Source organism: Bradyrhizobium tropiciagri (assembly GCF_018130545.1).
GTDB lineage: Bacteria > Pseudomonadota > Alphaproteobacteria > Rhizobiales > Xanthobacteraceae > Bradyrhizobium > Bradyrhizobium tropiciagri_A.
This window is the reverse complement of sequence record NZ_JAFCKF010000002.1, coordinates 477,267-495,164: the sequence shown is the minus strand read 5'-3', so window position 1 is coordinate 495,164 and position 17,898 is coordinate 477,267. Positions and strand designations below refer to the sequence as shown.

Here is a 17,898-nt window from a genome sequence, read left to right as displayed (position 1 = left end):
GTTCCTCATCGTGCATCCTGAGAGGCAGGCGAGGACGTACCCGGAACGTCATCGCGGTTGCTTTGGTCGAGTTGCTTGGCGGCGCTGTACATCGGCATCAGCACGCGGAAAGTGGTTTTGCGCGGCTGCGACTCGCATTCGATGATGCCGCCGTGATCGCCGACGATCTTGGCGACCAGCGCGAGGCCGAGCCCGCTGCCGGTCTGCTTTGTCGTGACGAACGGATCGAACAGGTTCGGCAGCAGGTCTTCCGGCACGCCTGAGCCGTTGTCCTTGACGCAGAATTCGAGCGGCAGCGAGACCCGCGATTTCTTGCCCGGCACCGACAGCCGCACGCCCGGCCGGAACGCCGTGGTGAGGTGGATTTCGGCATCGGTGCCAAGATCGGCGACCGCTTCGGCCGCGTTCTTCACCAGATTGAGGAACACCTGGATCAGCTGGTCCTGGTTGGCGAGCACCGGCGGCAGCGACGGATCATAGTCCTCGATGAAGCGCACGTTGCGGGCGAAGCCGGATTGCGCCAGGCGCTTCACATGGTCGAGCACGGAGTGGATGTTGACCGGGCCGCGCGCCACCGGGCGGTCATCGCCGAACACTTCCATACGGTCGACCAGCGTGACGATGCGGTCCGCCTCGTCGCAGATCAGCCGCGTCAGCAGCCGGTCTTCAGACGATGCCTGCTGCTCCAGCAGCTGCGCGGCGCCGCGAATGCCCGACAGCGGATTCTTGATCTCGTGGGCGAGCATCGCAGCCAGCGCGATCACCGAGCGCGCGGCGCTGCGATGGGTGAGCTGGCGGTCCATCTTGTCGGCGATGGTGCGCTCCTGCAGCATCACCACGATGTGCCCCGGCCGCTCGGTCAGCGGCGCGACGTGCAGGTCGACCTGGCGATCACCGCCGATCCGCGGCGTGCCGAGATCGACCTTGTATTCGTTGACCGGTGAGCCGCTGGTGCGCACCTGCTCGATCAGCGCCAGCAGCGGGCTACCGAACGGCACCAGCTCCTTCAGTGACTGCCGGCGCAGAAATTGAGCCGAGATCTCGAAAAAGGACTCCGCGGCGATATTGGCATCGACAATCCGTCCGTCGGGCGCGACCAGCAGCACCGGATTGGGCAGCGCGTTGAGGATGGCCTCGCCATCGGTCGGCACGGGCCGGCGAAACTCCATGGCTGACGTCATGCGGCAGCACTCCAGGCAAAATCGTCGTAGGCGTCTTCGAGCGCGCGATGCACGCTGGACGGCTCTTCCGAAGTCAGGATCGCCTGCCGCCAGGTCTTCAAGGTCGCCGCCGGCGCGCAGCTATAGGCGGCTGCGGTCTCCAGCGCCCAGCCGAGATGCTTGCGTGCATGCTTGAGGCCGATGCGCAGGCCGTAATGGCTGCACACCTCGTCATAAAGCGCGCGAACATGCTTGAGCTGCTCGGCGAGCGACGGCGTGGCCTCGGCGATCCCGGTCTCCAGGCGGCGGCCGATCTGGCCGGGCAGCCAGGGCTGGCCCTGCGCGCCGCGGCCGATCATCACGGCGTCGGCGCCCGACTTCTCCAGCGCACCCACGGCCTTGTCGAACGAGGTGATGTCGCCATTGACCACGACCGGGATCGTGACAGCGTCCTTGACCGCGCGCACCGCATTCCAGTTTGCGTCACCCTTGTAGAACTGGCAGCGGGTGCGGCCATGCACGGTGATCATCTGCACGCCTGACGCCTCGGCGCGGCGCGCCAGTTCGGGCGCGTTGAGTGAGCGGTCGTCCCAGCCGAGCCGCATCTTCAGCGTCACCGGCACCTTGACCGCCGAAATCGTCGCGTCGATCAGCGTCACCGCATGGTCGAGATCGCGCATCAGGGCCGAGCCGGACTGACCTCCGGTCACGTGCCGTGCCGGACAGCCCATGTTGATGTCGATGATGTCGGCGCCGGCGCCTTCGGCGACCCGTGCACCCTCCGCCATCCAGCGGGTCTCGCAGCCGGCCAGCTGGACCACATGCGGCCCGATCCCGGCTGCCTCACAACGCAGCTTCGACATCGGCTTGCCGTTCACCAGATCATCGCTGGCCGTCATCTCCGAGACCACCAGACCGGCACCCAAGGCGGCCGCGAGTCGCCGGAACGGCGCGTCGGTGATCCCTGACATGGGCGCGAGAAGAACCCGGTTGGCGACAGCAATGTCGCCTATCTTCAATGGGTTACGAGGAGTACTTTGCACGCCGGTCACAGCCGTCTCGTCGTTCTGTCAGCAACGCCATTGCAGCTGACGTGGTCCATTCTGCGCACAATTCTTGTGCAGTCAAGGCTCATGCCTACGGTTTAGACATTCCTATCACCGACGCAAGTGCACTGCAACAAAATCTGCTTTTCCCACAGTCATCGCAAACGCTCTGTTTTTGCGCAGCGGTCATGCTAAGGGCTGTGCGCGCGGCGATATCAGCCGTTCCCCTCATCCCCGATTCGTCTGTCATTGGTTCAAAATGCCGCAGCCTGAGCGTACCGCAGCCATCCTCGTCGCAGCCGGCCGTGGACTGCGCGCCGGCGCCGGCGGACCCAAGCAATACCGGACGATCGGCGGCCAGACGGTGATCTACCGGGCCATGGAGGCGTTCTCCGGACATCCGGACGTGTTTGCGGTGCAGCCGGTCGTCAACCCTGATGACGCCGCGCTGTTCGATGAAGCGGTCGCGGGCCTGCGCCATCAGCCGCCGACGCCAGGCGGCGCGACCCGGCAGGCCTCGGTGCATGCGGGGCTCGAGGCGCTGGCGGCCGAGAAGCCCGACATCGTTCTGATCCATGACGCCGCACGTCCCTTCGTCACATCGGCCGTGATTTCCCGCGCGATCGCCGCCGCCGGCCGGACCGGCGCCGCGATCCCCGTGATTCCCGTTACCGATACGATCAAGGTCACCGGCGACGCCGGCGATGTCGAGGCGACGCCGGAGCGCGCACGCCTGCGCATCGCGCAGACGCCGCAGGCTTTTCGTTTCGACGTAATCTTGGAGGCGCATCGTCGCGCTGCGCGCGAGGGCCGCAGTGATTTCACCGACGATGCGGCACTGGCTGAATGGGCGGGATTGACCGTTGCGACGTTTGAAGGCGATGCTGCCAACATGAAACTGACCACCCCCGAAGACTTCGTGCGCGAGGAAGCGCGGCTCGCGAGCCAGCTCGGTGACATCAGGACCGGCACCGGCTACGACGTGCACGCCTTTGGCGACGGCGACCATGTCATGCTCTGCGGCGTGCGGGTGCCGCATACACGCGGCTTCCTGGCTCATTCTGACGGCGATGTCGGGCTGCATGCGCTGGTCGACGCCATCCTCGGCGCACTGGCCGACGGCGACATCGGCTCGCATTTCCCGCCGAGCGACGCCAAGTGGAAGGGCGCCTCCTCCGATCAGTTCCTGAAATACGCCGTCGAGCGCGTCACAACGCGCGGCGGACGGATCGCCAATCTCGAAGTGACGATGATCTGCGAGCGGCCGAAGATCGGCCCGCTGCGCGACACCATGCGCGCCAAGATCGCGGAGATCTCCGGCGTTCACATCTCGCGCGTGGCGGTCAAGGCGACCACCAGCGAGCGGCTCGGCTTCACCGGCCGCGAGGAAGGCATCGCGGCGACCGCGAGCGCGACGATCCGCCTTCCCTGGGACGACAAGAGCTGGAGTGCCTGACATGGGCGGCAGCGACGCTCGTGCCCTCTCCCGCTCGCTGCTCGACCTGTGCCGGATGCGCAAGCTGACCATCGCGACTGCCGAGTCCTGCACCGGCGGCCTGGTCGCGGGCGCGCTCACCGACATCCCCGGTTCTTCCGACGTGATCGATCGCGGCTTCGTCACCTATTCGAACGAGGCCAAGCGGGTGATGCTCGGCGTCAAGGCCGCGACGCTCGAGACATTCGGCGCAGTGAGCAAGGAAACCGCGACCGCGATGGCGATCGGCGCGCTGGAAAAGGCCGGCGTCGACCTAGCGGTCTCGATCACCGGGATCGCGGGCCCCGGCGGCGCGACGCCGGGCAAGCCGGTCGGCCTGGTGCATTTTGCAGTCGCCGCGCGCGACGGCCGCATCCTGCATCGCGAGCAGCGCTTCGGCGCGATCGGCCGCAGCACGGTGCGGCAACGCTCCGTGGTCGAAGCACTTCGTATGCTGATCGAGCTCGCCCGCCCGCCGCAGGCCGCCAAGCCGCGCCGCGAAGCCGCCAGCAGCCGATTGCGGCCACGGGTCGCCCGTTCGCCGCGCAGCCACGCCGCGAAACGGCGGCGGCCGCCGCGCGGATAGGCCGACGAGAGTCGAATCACACCAAGGCCGACGTCACACTGCCCTTCAGTCAACTGCGACCCAGTGCCGCCTATCTCAGGTGGAACTAGGACGTCAGCGCGCCGTTTTCTGTTGATCCAACTCTGCCGTTTCAACTGTTCTTCGAACGGCAAAATCCCACAACAAGGAGAAAATGATGAAGTTGGGAACTTTGATCGTGGCCGCAATCAGCGCTGGCGCCATGACGCTGTCGACTGTCGCCCCCTCATTCGCCGCCCCGCTCGCGCCTACACGGCTGCAGGACCAGCCGACCTCCGTCGAACACGTGCAGTACTACCATCACGGGCATGGCGGTCCGCGTTACGGCTATCGCGGCGGCTACCGTGGCGGATACCACCACCACGGTGGCGGTAACGGTGCTGCGATCATTGGCGGGCTTGCGGCCGGTGCGATCATCGGCGGCGCCATCGCGGCCAGCCAGGCCAAGGCCAACAACGACGCCTATTGCTCGCAGCGTTTCCGCTCCTACGACCCGGCGTCGGGCACCTACATCGCATCCGGCGGCGTGCGTCGTTCCTGCCCGTAAGTCGGCGAAACGCGCCTGCGCATCGTCTGTCATGCCCGGCCTCGTGCCGGGCATCTGCGTTCCCACAGGAAGACGAGGCGGTTCGCTAAGTTGAGAGCTGAGGCTTGCCGTAGACCTGGTCCGCGCGCTTCTCGAACGCCGCTGCGAAGCGTGAGAACGCGGCGTCGAACATCGAGCCCATCAGCATCGCCAGCATCCGGCTCTTGAATTCGTAATTCAGGAAGAAGCCGACATCGCATTCGGTCTCCGACTTCGGCTCGAAGCTCCAGCGATTTTCCAGATTGCTGAACGGGCCGCGCAGATATTCGACCAGGATCTTCAGATTGGGCCGGTCGAGCGTCACCTTGCTGGTGAAGGTTTCCTTGACCAGCTTGAAGGAGACCGTCATGTCGGCCACCACGATTTCGGTGCCATCGTCCTTCGGCGTCCGCTGGCGGACCTTGAGCGCCTGGCACAGCGGCACGAATTCCGGATAGCGCTCGACGTCAGCGACCAGATCGAACATTTGAGATGCGGTGTGGCGAACCCGCCGCTTGCTTGAGAATCGTGGCATCAGTTAATACTCGCACGGTTTTGCCGGCGTGCGACGCTCTCCAGATAATCGTCCGCCTGCACCCGATCGGTGAAGCAGACCAGCGCTTGATCGGCGCGCAATCCCTTGAAATAGTCGAGCAACCTCGGCCGCTGCTGCTGGCGATAGGTCCAGACGTAGCGGAAGAATTCCAGATCGATCTTCTCGGGGCAGCCTTCGGCCATCTCGGGGCGAACCTGGCCATAGCTGCCGGCAATGCGCCTGAAGATGCCCAGCATGCAGGTCGATCGCGGCAGGTCGAACCAGATGATCGTGTCGGAGAGCTCGCGGCGCAGCTCACCTGCGCCATACCGCATGTAATTCCCGTCCATGATCCATCGCGGCTCGCGCGCAGCCGCGATCATGCGGTGCTCGAATTCGTTCTTGTCGGATTCGACCCAGCCCGGCTTCCAGAACAGCGCGTCGATCGACACCGTCGGGACGCCCGTCATGGCGGACAGCCGCCGCGCAAATGTCGACTTGCCGGATCCCGACGATCCCATCACCAGAACGCGCTGCATTGTCCCGTCCAAAGGCTCAATCAAGGCTCGATCAAGCAACGGCGCGTGACGGCGCCGGCTCACCGCCGTTTACAAAATCTAGCGGCCGCGGGCCGTGCGGGCCGCCTGCAGTTTGGCAAAATCCTCGCCGGCATGATGCGACGAGCGTGTCAGCGGGCTCGCCGACACCATCAGGAAACCCTTGGTATAGGCAACGCGCTCGTAGCCGGCGAACTCGTCCGGCGTCACGTAGCGCATCACCGCATGATGCTTGCGGGTCGGCTGCAGGTACTGGCCGATGGTCAGGAAGTCGACCTCGGCCGAGCGCAGATCGTCCATCACCTGCAGCACCTCGTGCCGCTCTTCGCCAAGGCCGACCATGATGCCCGACTTGGTGAAGATGGTCGGGTCGATCTCCTTGACCCGCTGCAAGAGCCGGATCGAGTGGAAATAGCGGGCACCGGGACGTACCGTCAGATAGCGCGACGGCACGGTTTCCAGATTGTGGTTGAAGACGTCGGGCTTGGCGGCGACCACGCGCTCGAGCGCGCCGTCCTTGCGCAGGAAGTCCGGCGTCAGGATCTCGATCGTGGTGGTCGGGCAGCGCGCGCGGATGGCGCGGATCACTTGCGCAAAATGCTCGGCGCCGCCGTCGGCGAGATCGTCGCGATCGACCGAGGTGATGACGACATGGGCCAGTCCCAGCTTGGAAACCGCCTCGGCAACGTGTTCGGGCTCAATGGCATCGAGCGCGCCGGGCATGCCGGTCTTGACGTTGCAGAACGCACAGGCGCGGGTGCAGGTGTCGCCCATGATCATGAAGGTGGCGTGCTTCTTGTCCCAGCACTCGCCGATATTGGGGCAGCCCGCCTCCTCGCACACCGTGACGAGGCCGTTCTCCTTCACGATCTTGCGGGTATCCGCATAGCCACGCGTGTTCGGCGCGCGGACCCGGATCCAGTCCGGCTTCGGCGGCGATACGGCATCCGGCCGGTTCACCTTTTCGGGGTGACGCGGGCGGAGCTGAGAGGTGGAGATGGTGTCGACGATGGTGACCATATGTGCCTGCAAGTCGCGAGAAACCATAGCTAATCGGTGTTGATGCGGCTCGCAACCCGCCCTGCGACCCTAGCAGATCAGCCCATATATTGGCAGTGTTGCGGTCCGTTCCACGCCGATTCCTACCCCAAAATGGCTCAAAATCCCCGATCGACCCGTGCGGCCACGCCGCGCCTCGGCAAGGCGCTGAAGCGCTCCTTCTTCGACCGCAACGTGCTCGAGGTCGCGCCCGACCTGATCGGCGCGACCTTCCTGGTCGGCGGCGTCGGCGGCATCATCACCGAGGTCGAAGCCTATCATCACACCGAACCGGCGGCGCACTCCTACAACGGCCCGACCCCGCGCAACCAGGTGATGTTCGGCCCGCCCGGATTCTCCTACGTCTACCGCTCCTACGGCATCCACTGGTGCGTCAATTTCGTCTGCGAGCAGCCGGGCTCGGCCAGCGCCGTGCTGATCCGCGCGCTCGAGCCGACCCATGGGCTCGCCGCGATGCGGCGGCGGCGCGGGCTGGAAGACGAGCGCGCGCTGTGCTCCGGCCCCGGCAAGCTCTGCGAGGCGCTCGGCATCACCATCGCGCACAGCGAATTGCCGCTCGACCGCCCGCCGATCGCGCTGCATGCGCGGCTGGAAGCGCCCGAGATCGTCACCGGAATACGGATCGGCATCACCAAGGCCGTCGAGCTGCCTTGGCGCTACGGGCTCAAGGGATCGAAATTCCTCAGCAAGCGGTTCTAAGCGTCACAGCGCCCGCTATGACGCCCGCTTCAGCAATTCGATCGCCTCGAGGATCTTGGCCCGGCGCTCCTGCGCAGCGGCGCGCTTTTCTTTCTCTTCCTCGACCAGCTCTTCCGGCGCGTTGGCGACGAACTTTTCGTTGGAGAGTTTTGCGTCGACCCGCTTGATGTCGGCGTCGGCCTTGCCGAGCTCCTTCTCCAGCCGCGCCCGTTCGGCCGCGAGATCGATCACGCCTTTCAGCGGCAGCGCGACGACTTCGCCGCGCACCAGCAGCTGCATGGCGCCTTCCGGCGCGGCGTCCGCAAACGAAATGTCCGACAAGCGCGCGAGGCGCTTGATGGTGTCGTTCCAGCGCTGCGCGCGGTCGCGTGTCTCGTCCGACGTCGTCACGATCACCAGCGGCGTCAGCGTCGACGGCGGGATGTTCATTTCCGCCTTCACCGAGCGCATCGCGGTGACGAGATCGACCACCCAGCCGATTTCGGCCTCGGCTGCGGGATCGCTGAATTCATCGGCGTCGAGCGCGGCAATCACGGGCGGAATGATCGGATCGACCACTGGACCTGCGGTCGCGATCGCTGCCAGCTGCTCACCGGTGACGCCCGACTTGCGCGGCCAGGGCGCCAGCACCAGCAGGCCGTCGCGCTTCGCCGTCACGGCCCACAGCTCTTCGGTAATGAAGGGCATGAACGGATGCAGCAGCTTGAGGATCTCATCACGCGTCCAGGCGATCATGGCGCGGGTCTCGGCCTTGGCCGCGCCCTCCTCGCCCATCAGCACCGGCTTTGCGAGCTCCAGATACCAGTCGCAGAACACGTTCCACACGAAGCGGTAGATCGCCCCGGCGGCGTCATTGAAACGATGGTCCTCGATCGTCTCGGTCACTTCGCGGGTGACGCGCGAGGTCTCGTGCGCGATCCAGCGGTTCAAGGTCTCCTTGGCGCCCTTCGGGTCGAAACCATCCGGCTTCACGCATTCGTTCATCTCGGCGAAGCGGCAGGCGTTCCAGAACTTGGTCGCGAAATTGCGGTTGGTCTCGACCAGATGCGGCGACAGGCGGATGTCGTGGCCCTGCGCGGCCTCGCGGGTCAGCGCGAAGCGCAGCGCGTCGGCGCCGTATTCGTCGATCACGCCGAGCGGATCGATGACGTTGCCCTTCGACTTCGACATCTTGGCACCCTTCTCGTCGCGGACGAGGCGGTGGATGTAGACGGTCGAGAACGGCGCCTGCTTCATGAAGTGCAGGCCCATCATCATCATCCGGGCGACCCAGAAGAAGATGATGTCGAAGCCGGTCACCAGCGTGTTGGTCGGGTAGTAGCGCGCGACCTCCGGCGCATCGTCCGGCCAGCCCAGCGTCGAGAACGGCCACAGCGCCGACGAGAACCAGGTGTCGAGCACGTCTTCATCGCGCGTGATGAAGCCCTCGCGCTTTGCGGGATCGGTGGCCATCTCGTGGCCCTGCTCCGGCGTGATGACTTCCTGCTCGACGTAATAGCCAAGCGCGTTGCCGACCGCCTCTTCCTCGGTCTCGGCGACGAACACCTTGCCGTCCGGTCCGTACCAGGCCGGGATCTGATGGCCCCACCAGAGCTGGCGCGAGATGCACCAGGGCTGGATGTTCTCCATCCACTCGAAATAGGTCTTTTCCCAGTTCTTCGGCACGAAGGTGGTTTCGCCCGAACGCACCGCCGCCATCGCCGGCTGCGCCAGCGTGTGGGCGTCGACATACCACTGGTCAGTCAGATACGGCTCGATCACCACACCGGAGCGGTCGCCATGCGGCACCATGTGGGTGTTGGGCTCGATCCGCTCGAGGAAGCCGAACTCCTCCAGTCGCGCCACGATCTTCTTGCGCGCGGCGAAGCGCTCGATGCCGTGAAACTCTGCGGCGAACTCGTCGGCACCCGCCGGCAGACCGCGCAGATAGTCCTCGTTGTCGTTGAGGCTGAGGCAGCCTTCCTGGTCGAGCACGCTGATCTGCGGCAGGCCGTGGCGCTTGCCGATCTCGAAGTCGTTGAAGTCGTGCGCAGGCGTCACCTTGACCGCGCCGGAACCCTTCTCCGGATCGGAATAGTCGTCCGCCACGATCGGAATCTTGCGGCCGACCAAGGGCAGGATGACGTGCTTGCCGACCAGATCGGTGTAGCGCTCATCGTCCGGATGCACCGCGACCGCGGTGTCGCCCAGCATCGTCTCGGGGCGCGTCGTCGCGACCACGATGAACGACTTGGGATCCTCGGGATTGAAAGTCCGGCCCTCGATCGGATAGCGCAGGTACCAGAGATGGCCCTTGACCTCGACCTGCTGCACTTCGAGATCCGAGATCGCGGTGAGCAGCTTCGGGTCCCAGTTGACCAGACGCTTGTCCTTGTAGATCAGGCCCTGCCGGTGCAGCTCGACGAACACCTTGACGACGGCGCGCGACAGGCCCTCGTCCATGGTGAAGCGCTCGCGCGACCAGTCGCAGGACGCACCGAGGCGCTTCAGCTGGTTGACGATGGTGCCGCCGCTCTCGGCCTTCCACTGCCACACCCGCTCGAGGAACTTGGCGCGGCCCATGTCGCGCCGCCCCGGCTCCTGCCGTTCCATCAACTGGCGCTCGACCACCATCTGGGTCGCGATACCGGCGTGGTCGGTGCCAGGCTGCCACAGCACGTCGCGGCCGCGCATCCGCTCGAAGCGGCACAGGATGTCCTGCAGCGTGTTGTTGAGCGCATGGCCCATGTGCAGCGAGCCGGTCACGTTCGGCGGCGGGATCACGATGGTGAAAGGCGCGGCGTCCTTGCGCTCAGGCCGGCCGGCTTTGAACGCCCCGCTCTCCTCCCAGATCCGGGCCATGCGGAGCTCGATATCGGTTGGCTGGTAGTTTTTCTCGATCATGACAATGCGCTGTGGACCATGGGGGAAAGGTTAGAAAGCCGCCGGAGCGCACCGAGTCAACCGGACCGGTACGTCAAAACGGCGTTTTGGGCGTTTTGGGCATTTGGGGGCTGAAATGAAGGCCGCCAGCCCTAGCGGCCAGCGTTGCCTCCAGCGCGGAGCTAGCGCCCCCGGGAGACCCGCTCGATCTCGGCCTTGACGATCCGCTCGACCAGCCCCGGCAGGTTGTCGTCCAGCCAGGACTTCAGCATCGGCCGCAGCATCTCCTTGACCAGATCCTCCAGCGTCCGAGCGTTGTTGCTCAGCACGGTGTTGGCGAGCGAGTTGAAGGCGGACTCGACCGCCCGCATCGTGGTTCCGGAGATGATCTGCTGCATCGGCGCGGGCTCGATTGCAGGCGGCTCCCGGAACGGCTCCCGAACAGGTTCCTGCGCCCTGCTGCGGGCTTCGGTGAACTCGACATCGTCCTGTGGCTCGACCTTGCGGAACGACGCCGCAGGGGCCGGATCCGGCAGCGCCATGTCGTCGGTGAGCTCGAACACATCGGCTTCGGGCTGGGGCTCTGGCTGCGGCGACGGCCTGATCTCGGCCGCAGGCGTCGCCTCGTCGAGACTGGCGAGCAGCGAGTCGATGTCGTCCTGACTGTTGCTGGCCGGTGCCGGCGCAGGCGCAGGCGGCGGTGATTTCGGCGCGGGTGCGGCGGCCTTCGCGGCCGGTGGCGCTGCGGGCGGCGGGCTCTTCATTGCGGGCTTGGCGGCGGGCGGCGGCTCGACCTTCGGCGGCGGCGGTGCGGCGGCTGCCGCAGGCTTCTCGGCGGCACCCGGCTTCGCCTCGTCGTCGGCAATGATGCGACGGATCGACGCCAGGATCTCCTCCATCGAGGGCTCTTGGACCTTCGCAGGTTGCGTCATCTCCGACTCCACATCGAAACTTATTTTACATCAAGCCCGAGAGGATTCGCCGGTTCCGATGATGCGGGCGGAGATTTTCACGGCTCCCGCCCGACTTGTCCCCAGATCAAGCCCGCCCAAGGCTTTGTGCAAGCTTCGTGTCGCCCAACGCAGCGTGATCAAAGGTGGCGTCGCACCCGTCATCACGCTACGCCGGCGCGCCGCGAATCGGCTTGCTGCCCGATAAAACGGTATGTCAGGCCAATTATCGATTGCAAGCAAACGCGCCAGTCTGTGGTCCTGATTAACTCAGAACCACAAACATGGCGCGACAAGCGATGATGAAGTGAAGGTGTTTAGCGGCCGTCGGGCGTGCGCACGCCGGCCCAGTTGTCACGAACCTGCTGGTAATGCACGCTCGGATCATAGACGCTGGTGGCGAGGCCCATCACCTGCGGCGACAGACGGCCGATGAAGTTCAGCACATTGTAGGACGCGACGACGCGATCGTGCTGCGCCGTGACCAGCGCGTTGCGCGCGTTGACGAGCGCTTGCTGCGCGTTGAGCACGTCGAGCGTGGTGCGCTGGCCGGCCTTGGCTTCTTCGCGCACGCCGTTCAGTGCGATCTCAGACGCGGTCACCTGCGCTTGCGCCGATGCCACCTGCGACTTGCCGGCGACCAGCTGGCCCCACGCCGTGACGACGTTGGCGCGCGCCTGATCGCGGGTCTGTTCCAGAACCAGGCGCTGCTGCGCCAGCGATTCCTTGGACTGCCGGATCAGCGAGTATTCCGCGCCGCCCTGATAGATCGGCAGCGACAGCTGAACCCCGACCGAAGCGTTGAAGAGTCGGTACACGGTCAGCTGCGTTTCGTAGCCCTGGCTGACTGATGCCACCAGCCCAACCGTCGGCAGCAGCGCACCCTCGGCAACCTTGGTCTGCAGGTAGTTGATGTCGACGCCGTACATCGCCGCGGTGACGTTCGGGTTCTGGGTCAGGCCGAGCTCGACGGCGGCCGAGAGCGACGCCGGCAGGTACCGGTCCACCGGCGAGCCCGGCGCGGGATTCTGCGGCTCGACGCCGATAATGCGACGGTAGTTCGATCGCGTCGTCGTAAGGTTGGATTCCGCGGTCAGCTGCTGGGTCTTGCCCGCCGCAAGCTGCGCCTCGGACTGCGCAACGTCGGTCCGCGTCACTTCACCGACGTTAAAGCGGTCCTGGGTCTGCTTCAGTGTCTGTTCCAGCACGCGCGTGTTGCTGCGCTGGACCTCGACGATGGCAGAGTCGCGAAGATAGTCCATGTAGATGGTGGCCGCGCTCAGCAGCACGGACTGCTCGAGCGCGCGCAGAGCTTCGCGTGCCGACGACACCTGGCTCTCGGCGGCGCGCACCTTGGGCGCGTTCTGCGCGTTGTAGAGCGACTGGTTGGCGGTGATGCCGACGGTGCGCTGCCTGCTGACGCCGGACAATGCCGGGGTTCCCGGCGACAATTGCTCATCGGTGTATTGTCCGCCCGCAGTTGCGGTCAGCGAGACTTTCGGGCGGTAACCCGAGAGCGCTTGCGGAACGTTTTCGTCCGTCGACCGCACCAATGCACGTTGTGCGTTCAGCTGGGGATTGTTCTGGTATGACCGCACCAGAGCGGACTCGATAGTTTCGGCGAGCGCGGGCACGGGGCCCATCTCCGCCAACAGAAGGACGGCAGTCGCAGCCGCGGTGATAACCTTCACCCCACGCATCCCCGGTAATCCAATCATTGTAGTCGCCGTCTCCCTCACGCAAGTCAGTCCGGCGGTCGCTTCAGACGAAGTGAGTCCCGCCTCACCTTAGTCCGCAGCTAAGGGCAACGGAACTACCCCGCAACGGAACGCGGTCGAAACTCTTCACGTGGGGCAAACGGGCCACACTTCTGATTCGGAACGGGATTTTATCAGCCAGTGCGCCGCGATAGCGGTCAGAAGACGAAGGCGGGAACCCGCTCGAACCCGGGCAGGACGGGGGCCGTGGCGTCAAACAGCTCGCGATGCCCGAAATCCCCGTGGGAATGGGTCACGAGGGTCGCGCGCGGCGGCGGTGTCAGGCCGAACACCCCGACCAGCCGGCCTCCCTCCTTGAGCTGGCCAAACAGCCCGGTGGGGAGAACCTCGGTCGCGCCATTGAGGACGATGACGTCGAACGGCGCGCCCGCGGCATCGCCGTCGGCGGCCGCAGCGGTCCTGACCGTCACATTCTGGATGCCGAGCTGGGCGATCGCCGCGGTCGCTTTTGCGGCCAGCGCCGAATCGCTCTCGGTTGCGCTGACTTCGGCGGCAAAGCGCGCCACGACGGCGGCGGCGTAACCGGTTGCGCAGCCGACCACCAGGACGCGGTCAGTGGCCTTGATCTCGGCGGCCTGCAACATCCTGGCGAGCAGGGCCGGCGTAATCAGGCACCGCCTGGCCGCCCCACCCTCGGACACATCGAGATCGAGATCGAGATAGGCGAGCGCCTGCTTGCCGGTCGGCACGAATACCTCGCGCGGCACGGCCAGCATGGCTTCGAGAATACGATCATCGGTGACGTCGCTCGGACGCACCTGACCATCGACCATGTACTGGCGCGCGGTCGAAAAACCGGTCATTGGCGGGACCCTGCAAATCGCGGCATTGCCGCTGGAGAAGCTCGAACAGGGCCATCTTTTGGAACAGGCTCCGCCAAAACGCAACACGCGTTGGCGTGCAGGACGTGCTCCGCGGCGCGCGCCTATTCGATCGTGACGGCAAGCCGGCCGATCAGGCGGGCCACTTCGTCAAGATGCTCGGAATCATGCTCCTCGACGGCCTTTGCGAGCAGGCGAACGCACTCGTCATCACTGATGCAGGGCGCATCGTTTGGAACGAGTGTCGGCTGCGGCATCGACAGGTCGATCAGGTTAATGGCCATCAAAATCACCTCTCAAGACCCGGCAAGACGAAGTGTCGACGGCTATTGAGTCGATTTGACGACGTTTTTGGTTCTGCTGGTAACAGACCACAGGCTTGTGATTGGCGATGTGGGATGTCGATGGGGCCAGCAAAAACTGGCTCCCCGGGCTGGATTCGAACCAGCGACCATTCGATTAACAGTCGAATGCTCTACCGCTGAGCTACCGAGGAATAGGCGAACAAAACGTTCGCGAGCGGGCAGCGTATAACAAAGCCTTTCGGGCTTGCAAAGAACCAAATGGGCCTCCGGCCAAACTTTAGCGGGACACGGTAAACCTCTGCTTCGCAAGGGTTTGCCGGCGCTCCAGGGCGACGCAACTGCGTCCCGGCTGTCCCGCTATCGGCGCTGCGGGCGTCCGGAGCACGGCCGGCGCGGCCCATTGCGCCGCGCCCTTGATTCCTGCCCGGGGCATGTCCGACCCGACATCACTCGGCGATGAACGAGGTGGTCTTGGTGCCGGGGTCGTAGCGCAGCCTCAGAACGTTGAGCTTGCAGAGATTGACGTTCTTCCACAGCACCGATTCATCGTAGTTCGCCCAGTCGACCTTGATGTTCCAGACGCAGCCTTCGTCGTCATTGCCGAACGCGACATAGGCGGTGTCCTGATTCTTCAGCGTGCCCTCGAGCTCGTTCTCCCATTCGTCGGGTCCGTTGAAGCCGAGAAACTTGATGGCGTATCCGGTCTCGTTGACGACAGAGACGTTGCGATTGTCGGCGGCTGACGCCGGCGCAGTGACCAACGCCAATCCCAGCGCAAGCAATGCCCGCACATCGGCGTGAGGCGTCACCTCCGACCGCACCGCACGAGTACAAATCGTGCACAAAATGCGAAGCGCATCGCTATCGTGCCGCGATGGCGGCGATGAACAGGGCGGTCGCCGCGAGCGAGGCAACGGTCCGCACGTGGTTCCAGAAGGTCCAGTCGGTCAGATAGCGCGCCCAGACCGGCGCGGCTGCGCTGCTCGCGGGATCGGTGGCCGCGAGCTGATCGTTCAGCGGCACGTTGAAGACGGCAGTGACGACGAACATCCCGACGACATAGAGGACGCCGCCACCAATCATCGCCAGCGCGCCCGGCTCCTGCCAACGCAGCGCGCCAAGCACCACCAGCACGGCGCAGGACAGCGTGGTGCCGAGGAAGACCGGCATGAACAGCGAGCGGACAATGTCGACATCGATCGCGTTCATTGCCGAGATGCCGGCAGCCTGATCGATGCGGCCCAGCGCAGCCATGACGAAGGCCGAGAACGCGAAATAAACCCCGGCAAGCAGGCCGCAACCGAGCGCAGAAAACCACAGCAAGCCCGAGGTCAGCACATGACGCATCGTTTCACCTCCAAATGCGAGAAGTACTCGTATTTGCGAAATGCGATAAACTCTCGTATTAGAGACGTCAACCCGTTTGTGGAGGACAGCGATGGCGAAACGAAAGGCCGCGAGCGTGGTGGACGCCGCCCTGCCCGGGCTGGCGCGGCTAGCCCCGACGCAGCAGCGCAGCCGCGATCGCTTCGAGCGCATCCTTTCTTGCGCGACCGAGATCATGGCGGAAAAGGGCAGCGAGGCGCTCCGCATGAGCGACATCGTCGAACGCAGCGGCGTCGCATTCGGTTCGCTCTATCAATATTTCCCGGACAAGGCCGCGATCATCGGCACGCTTGCAGAGCGTCATAATGCCGTCGGGCGCGATTGCGTCAGGCGCGACCTGTCCGCGGTCACAGCCGCGCGCGATCTGCATCCTGCGCTCTGCCGGATCGTCGACAGCTACTACGAGATGTTCATGCGCGAGCCGGTCATGCGCGACATCTGGCAGGCGACGCAGGCTGATCGCGCCCTGCAAAAGCTCGACGCCGACGACATGGCCGTGCTCGCGGGCCTGTTGTCCGATGCGATCAAGCGCGTCGCGCCCGGCATGCCGGCCGCGACCCTTGCCACGCTCTCGGGACTGACGATGACGCTGATCGCGGCCGCGGTGCGTCACGCCATCACGCTGCCGCCGAAGAAGGCGCGGCAGGCGCTGACGCAATTCAAGGCCATGCTGCCGCGCGACCTCAGCGGGCTGGCATGACGGTCATCGGGAATTTCCTCTGCGCAGAGGCAATAGACAGTAGCCGTAACGTTGTCGCCACTGTCACGTCTCCCTAAAATTCCTGCGATATTTGACTGCTATGAATAGCGCCGGAAGTCCCGGAAGAGTTTTTCGAAACTTGTGATTTGTCTCACACGAGGTGCGGCCATGCCGACCTAGGTTCCCCCGCGGGGTCATCAGCGATTTATTAACCAAACAGGGCGCCATCGTTCTTTTCATAAAATTCGAACGAATCGCTCAATCCGGACCGAAGACAGTTTTGCGACCATCACGCTCTCGAACCTCGGAGAGCGCGATGAGCGAAGTCGAATTTGATCTGTTGCTGGACGCCGTGCGTACGGCAATCGCGCCCATTGCTCAGGAGGATTTCGTGGCTCAGCCCTCGCCTCGCATTCAGCCGCCACCGCGTGCCGCCAATGACAACCAGGCGCCGTGGCCGCTGATCCCGTTTCCCGAAGGTTGGTACGCCGCAAGCTAATGCGGCTTCTCATTTATCGGCTGCAAGCCATTGATGAGATGAGTGGAGGCCACGACCAGAATTGAACTGGTGTACACGGTTTTGCAGACCGTTGCGTAACCACTCCGCCACGTGGCCCCTTGCGGCGCACTTCATATACGCCCTCTCTGCGATAGGCAACCAAGCCCGCAGCTATCGCCGGCGCTTCCGGTAGTCCCGTTTCTTGGGTTTTGGCGCCAATTCCGGTGCTTTTGCCTGGACTTCGCGGAATCTCGCAAGCATCCGCTCGAAACTATCAGTTAACGTTGCGGCGATATCGGGCCGCTTTTCCAGCCCGGCCAGCAAGATCGCGGCCGCCTCGATGGTGGACAAACCGTCGCGCCGCGGTTCCCGGCGCAGCTTGCCGTAGCGCGAGGGCCGTTTCGGCCCGAGAATCACCCGCTGGCACTTCAACATCCAGGCATTGCGCCACCACAGCGCCTTGGCCTGGCTCCAGGTGCCATCGAGCAGCACGATCCCCTCGATGTCGGACAGGATCGCGCGCTGGTGTGGTTCGAGCTCTCCCTTGCGGTTGATGGCGACGATCTCCGCGTCGGTATCAAGCTCCTCGACCTTGGCCGAGCCGAGATAGAGCACCGCCCAGCGTGACGGATCGGGCACCGGCCGGCCGAGCGCCTTGGCAAGGCTCGGCCAGGACAGTCCGATCCGCACCACGGCGTTCTCGAAATGCTGCGCCAACAGCCGCGCGGTACCGAGCGCCCTGTCCTGCTCCTGTGGATGGATCAGGATCAGGAGTTGGATGCGGCTCTCGATCGGGCTGACGGTATCGCAAATGCACAGCGGCAATGGCTTGCCGCAATGCGCGCACTCCTCGATCTCGGCGGTAACGTCGGTCTTTACTTCGGTCGGGTCGGACATG

19 protein-coding genes and 2 tRNA genes are annotated in these 17,898 nt (G+C 64.7%); 6 read left to right on the top strand and 15 right to left on the bottom strand.

The window, feature by feature from the left end; genetic code table 11:
• Nucleotides 1–5: 5 nt before the first annotated feature.
• Together JQ616_RS08920 and dusB are read right to left on the bottom strand one after the other, a co-directional pair.
• The gene (locus JQ616_RS08920; RefSeq protein ID WP_212013747.1) at nt 6–1,181 is read right to left on the bottom strand and encodes a two-component system sensor histidine kinase NtrB; all 1,176 of its coding nucleotides are present in this window, start codon (nt 1,179–1,181) and stop codon (nt 6–8) included.
• A complete protein-coding gene (dusB, locus tag JQ616_RS08915) occupies nt 1,178–2,179 on the bottom strand; it encodes a tRNA dihydrouridine synthase DusB (protein WP_212013745.1) in 1,002 nt (333 codons plus the stop codon). Before dusB ends, JQ616_RS08920 begins: the two co-directional genes overlap by 4 nt.
• A gap of 286 nt (nt 2,180–2,465) precedes the next feature.
• Between dusB and JQ616_RS08910 the strand changes: the two genes are divergently transcribed.
• From JQ616_RS08910 to JQ616_RS08900, 3 genes are all read left to right on the top strand, one after another.
• Nucleotides 2,466–3,662, top strand: a complete 1,197-nt coding sequence (locus JQ616_RS08910; RefSeq protein WP_212013743.1) for a bifunctional 2-C-methyl-D-erythritol 4-phosphate cytidylyltransferase/2-C-methyl-D-erythritol 2,4-cyclodiphosphate synthase — start codon at nt 2,466–2,468, stop codon at nt 3,660–3,662.
• 1 nt (nt 3,663) lies between these two features.
• Nucleotides 3,664–4,266, top strand: a complete 603-nt coding sequence (locus JQ616_RS08905; protein ID WP_212013741.1) for a CinA family protein — start codon at nt 3,664–3,666, stop codon at nt 4,264–4,266.
• Nucleotides 4,267–4,438: 172 nt separating this feature from the next.
• Complete coding sequence (locus JQ616_RS08900) at nt 4,439–4,831, top strand: BA14K family protein (protein ID WP_212013739.1); 393 nt, start codon at nt 4,439–4,441, stop codon at nt 4,829–4,831.
• A gap of 85 nt (nt 4,832–4,916) precedes the next feature.
• On the opposite strand, the gene JQ616_RS08895 is transcribed toward JQ616_RS08900, so the two are convergent.
• The 3 genes from JQ616_RS08895 to lipA all read right to left on the bottom strand — a co-directional run bounded on the left by JQ616_RS08895 (nt 4,917) and on the right by lipA (nt 6,961).
• On the bottom strand, nt 4,917–5,384 hold the full coding sequence (locus JQ616_RS08895) for a type II toxin-antitoxin system RatA family toxin (protein WP_212013738.1): 468 nt from the start codon (nt 5,382–5,384) through the stop codon (nt 4,917–4,919).
• Nucleotides 5,384–5,923 carry an AAA family ATPase gene (locus JQ616_RS08890; protein WP_212013737.1) on the bottom strand — a complete coding sequence of 180 codons (540 nt, stop codon included), beginning with the start codon at nt 5,921–5,923 and terminating at the stop codon, nt 5,384–5,386. Before JQ616_RS08890 ends, JQ616_RS08895 begins: the two co-directional genes overlap by 1 nt.
• A 78-nt stretch (nt 5,924–6,001) precedes the next feature.
• Nucleotides 6,002–6,961 (bottom strand): lipoyl synthase, encoded by a 960-nt coding sequence (lipA, locus tag JQ616_RS08885; protein WP_212013736.1) that lies wholly within the window; start codon nt 6,959–6,961, stop codon nt 6,002–6,004.
• A gap of 132 nt (nt 6,962–7,093) precedes the next feature.
• Here lipA and JQ616_RS08880 point away from each other — a divergent pair, with 132 nt between their 5' ends.
• Nucleotides 7,094–7,699, top strand: coding sequence for a DNA-3-methyladenine glycosylase (locus JQ616_RS08880; RefSeq protein ID WP_212013735.1), 606 nt, complete (start codon nt 7,094–7,096; stop codon nt 7,697–7,699).
• A 15-nt stretch (nt 7,700–7,714) separates the two neighbouring features.
• Here the strand turns inward: JQ616_RS08880 and JQ616_RS08875 are convergent, their stop codons facing one another.
• The 8 genes from JQ616_RS08875 to JQ616_RS08840 all read right to left on the bottom strand — a co-directional run bounded on the left by JQ616_RS08875 (nt 7,715) and on the right by JQ616_RS08840 (nt 15,762).
• Nucleotides 7,715–10,582, bottom strand: coding sequence for a valine--tRNA ligase (locus JQ616_RS08875; RefSeq protein ID WP_212013734.1), 2,868 nt, complete (start codon nt 10,580–10,582; stop codon nt 7,715–7,717).
• A 161-nt stretch (nt 10,583–10,743) separates the two neighbouring features.
• A complete protein-coding gene (locus tag JQ616_RS08870; protein ID WP_212013733.1) occupies nt 10,744–11,493 on the bottom strand; it encodes a PopZ family protein in 750 nt (249 codons plus the stop codon).
• 335 nt (nt 11,494–11,828) lie between these two features.
• Nucleotides 11,829–13,211 carry a TolC family outer membrane protein gene (locus tag JQ616_RS08865; protein ID WP_212013731.1) on the bottom strand — a complete coding sequence of 461 codons (1,383 nt, stop codon included), beginning with the start codon at nt 13,209–13,211 and terminating at the stop codon, nt 11,829–11,831.
• A 215-nt stretch (nt 13,212–13,426) separates the two neighbouring features.
• On the bottom strand, nt 13,427–14,092 hold the full coding sequence (locus JQ616_RS08860) for a protein-L-isoaspartate O-methyltransferase family protein (RefSeq protein ID WP_212013729.1): 666 nt from the start codon (nt 14,090–14,092) through the stop codon (nt 13,427–13,429).
• A gap of 122 nt (nt 14,093–14,214) precedes the next feature.
• Complete coding sequence (locus tag JQ616_RS08855) at nt 14,215–14,394, bottom strand: hypothetical protein (protein ID WP_076859518.1); 180 nt, start codon at nt 14,392–14,394, stop codon at nt 14,215–14,217.
• Between the two features lie 137 nt (nt 14,395–14,531).
• Nucleotides 14,532–14,606: transfer RNA gene (locus tag JQ616_RS08850), tRNA-Asn, on the bottom strand.
• A gap of 255 nt (nt 14,607–14,861) precedes the next feature.
• Nucleotides 14,862–15,224, bottom strand: coding sequence for a hypothetical protein (locus JQ616_RS08845; protein ID WP_349629973.1), 363 nt, complete (start codon nt 15,222–15,224; stop codon nt 14,862–14,864).
• A gap of 52 nt (nt 15,225–15,276) precedes the next feature.
• The gene (locus tag JQ616_RS08840) at nt 15,277–15,762 is read right to left on the bottom strand and encodes a DUF1772 domain-containing protein (RefSeq protein WP_212013727.1); all 486 of its coding nucleotides are present in this window, start codon (nt 15,760–15,762) and stop codon (nt 15,277–15,279) included.
• A 91-nt stretch (nt 15,763–15,853) separates the two neighbouring features.
• Here JQ616_RS08840 and JQ616_RS08835 point away from each other — a divergent pair, with 91 nt between their 5' ends.
• Nucleotides 15,854–16,501 carry a TetR/AcrR family transcriptional regulator gene (locus tag JQ616_RS08835; RefSeq protein ID WP_212013725.1) on the top strand — a complete coding sequence of 216 codons (648 nt, stop codon included), beginning with the start codon at nt 15,854–15,856 and terminating at the stop codon, nt 16,499–16,501.
• Between the two features lie 316 nt (nt 16,502–16,817).
• Nucleotides 16,818–17,000 (top strand): hypothetical protein, encoded by a 183-nt coding sequence (locus JQ616_RS08830; RefSeq protein WP_024584196.1) that lies wholly within the window; start codon nt 16,818–16,820, stop codon nt 16,998–17,000.
• A 43-nt stretch (nt 17,001–17,043) separates the two neighbouring features.
• On the opposite strand, the gene JQ616_RS08825 is transcribed toward JQ616_RS08830, so the two are convergent.
• A tRNA-Cys gene (locus tag JQ616_RS08825) sits at nt 17,044–17,117 on the bottom strand.
• 54 nt (nt 17,118–17,171) lie between these two features.
• Complete coding sequence (locus JQ616_RS08820; RefSeq protein ID WP_212013723.1) at nt 17,172–17,897, bottom strand: tRNA-uridine aminocarboxypropyltransferase; 726 nt, start codon at nt 17,895–17,897, stop codon at nt 17,172–17,174.
• Nucleotide 17,898: the final 1 nt, after the last annotated feature.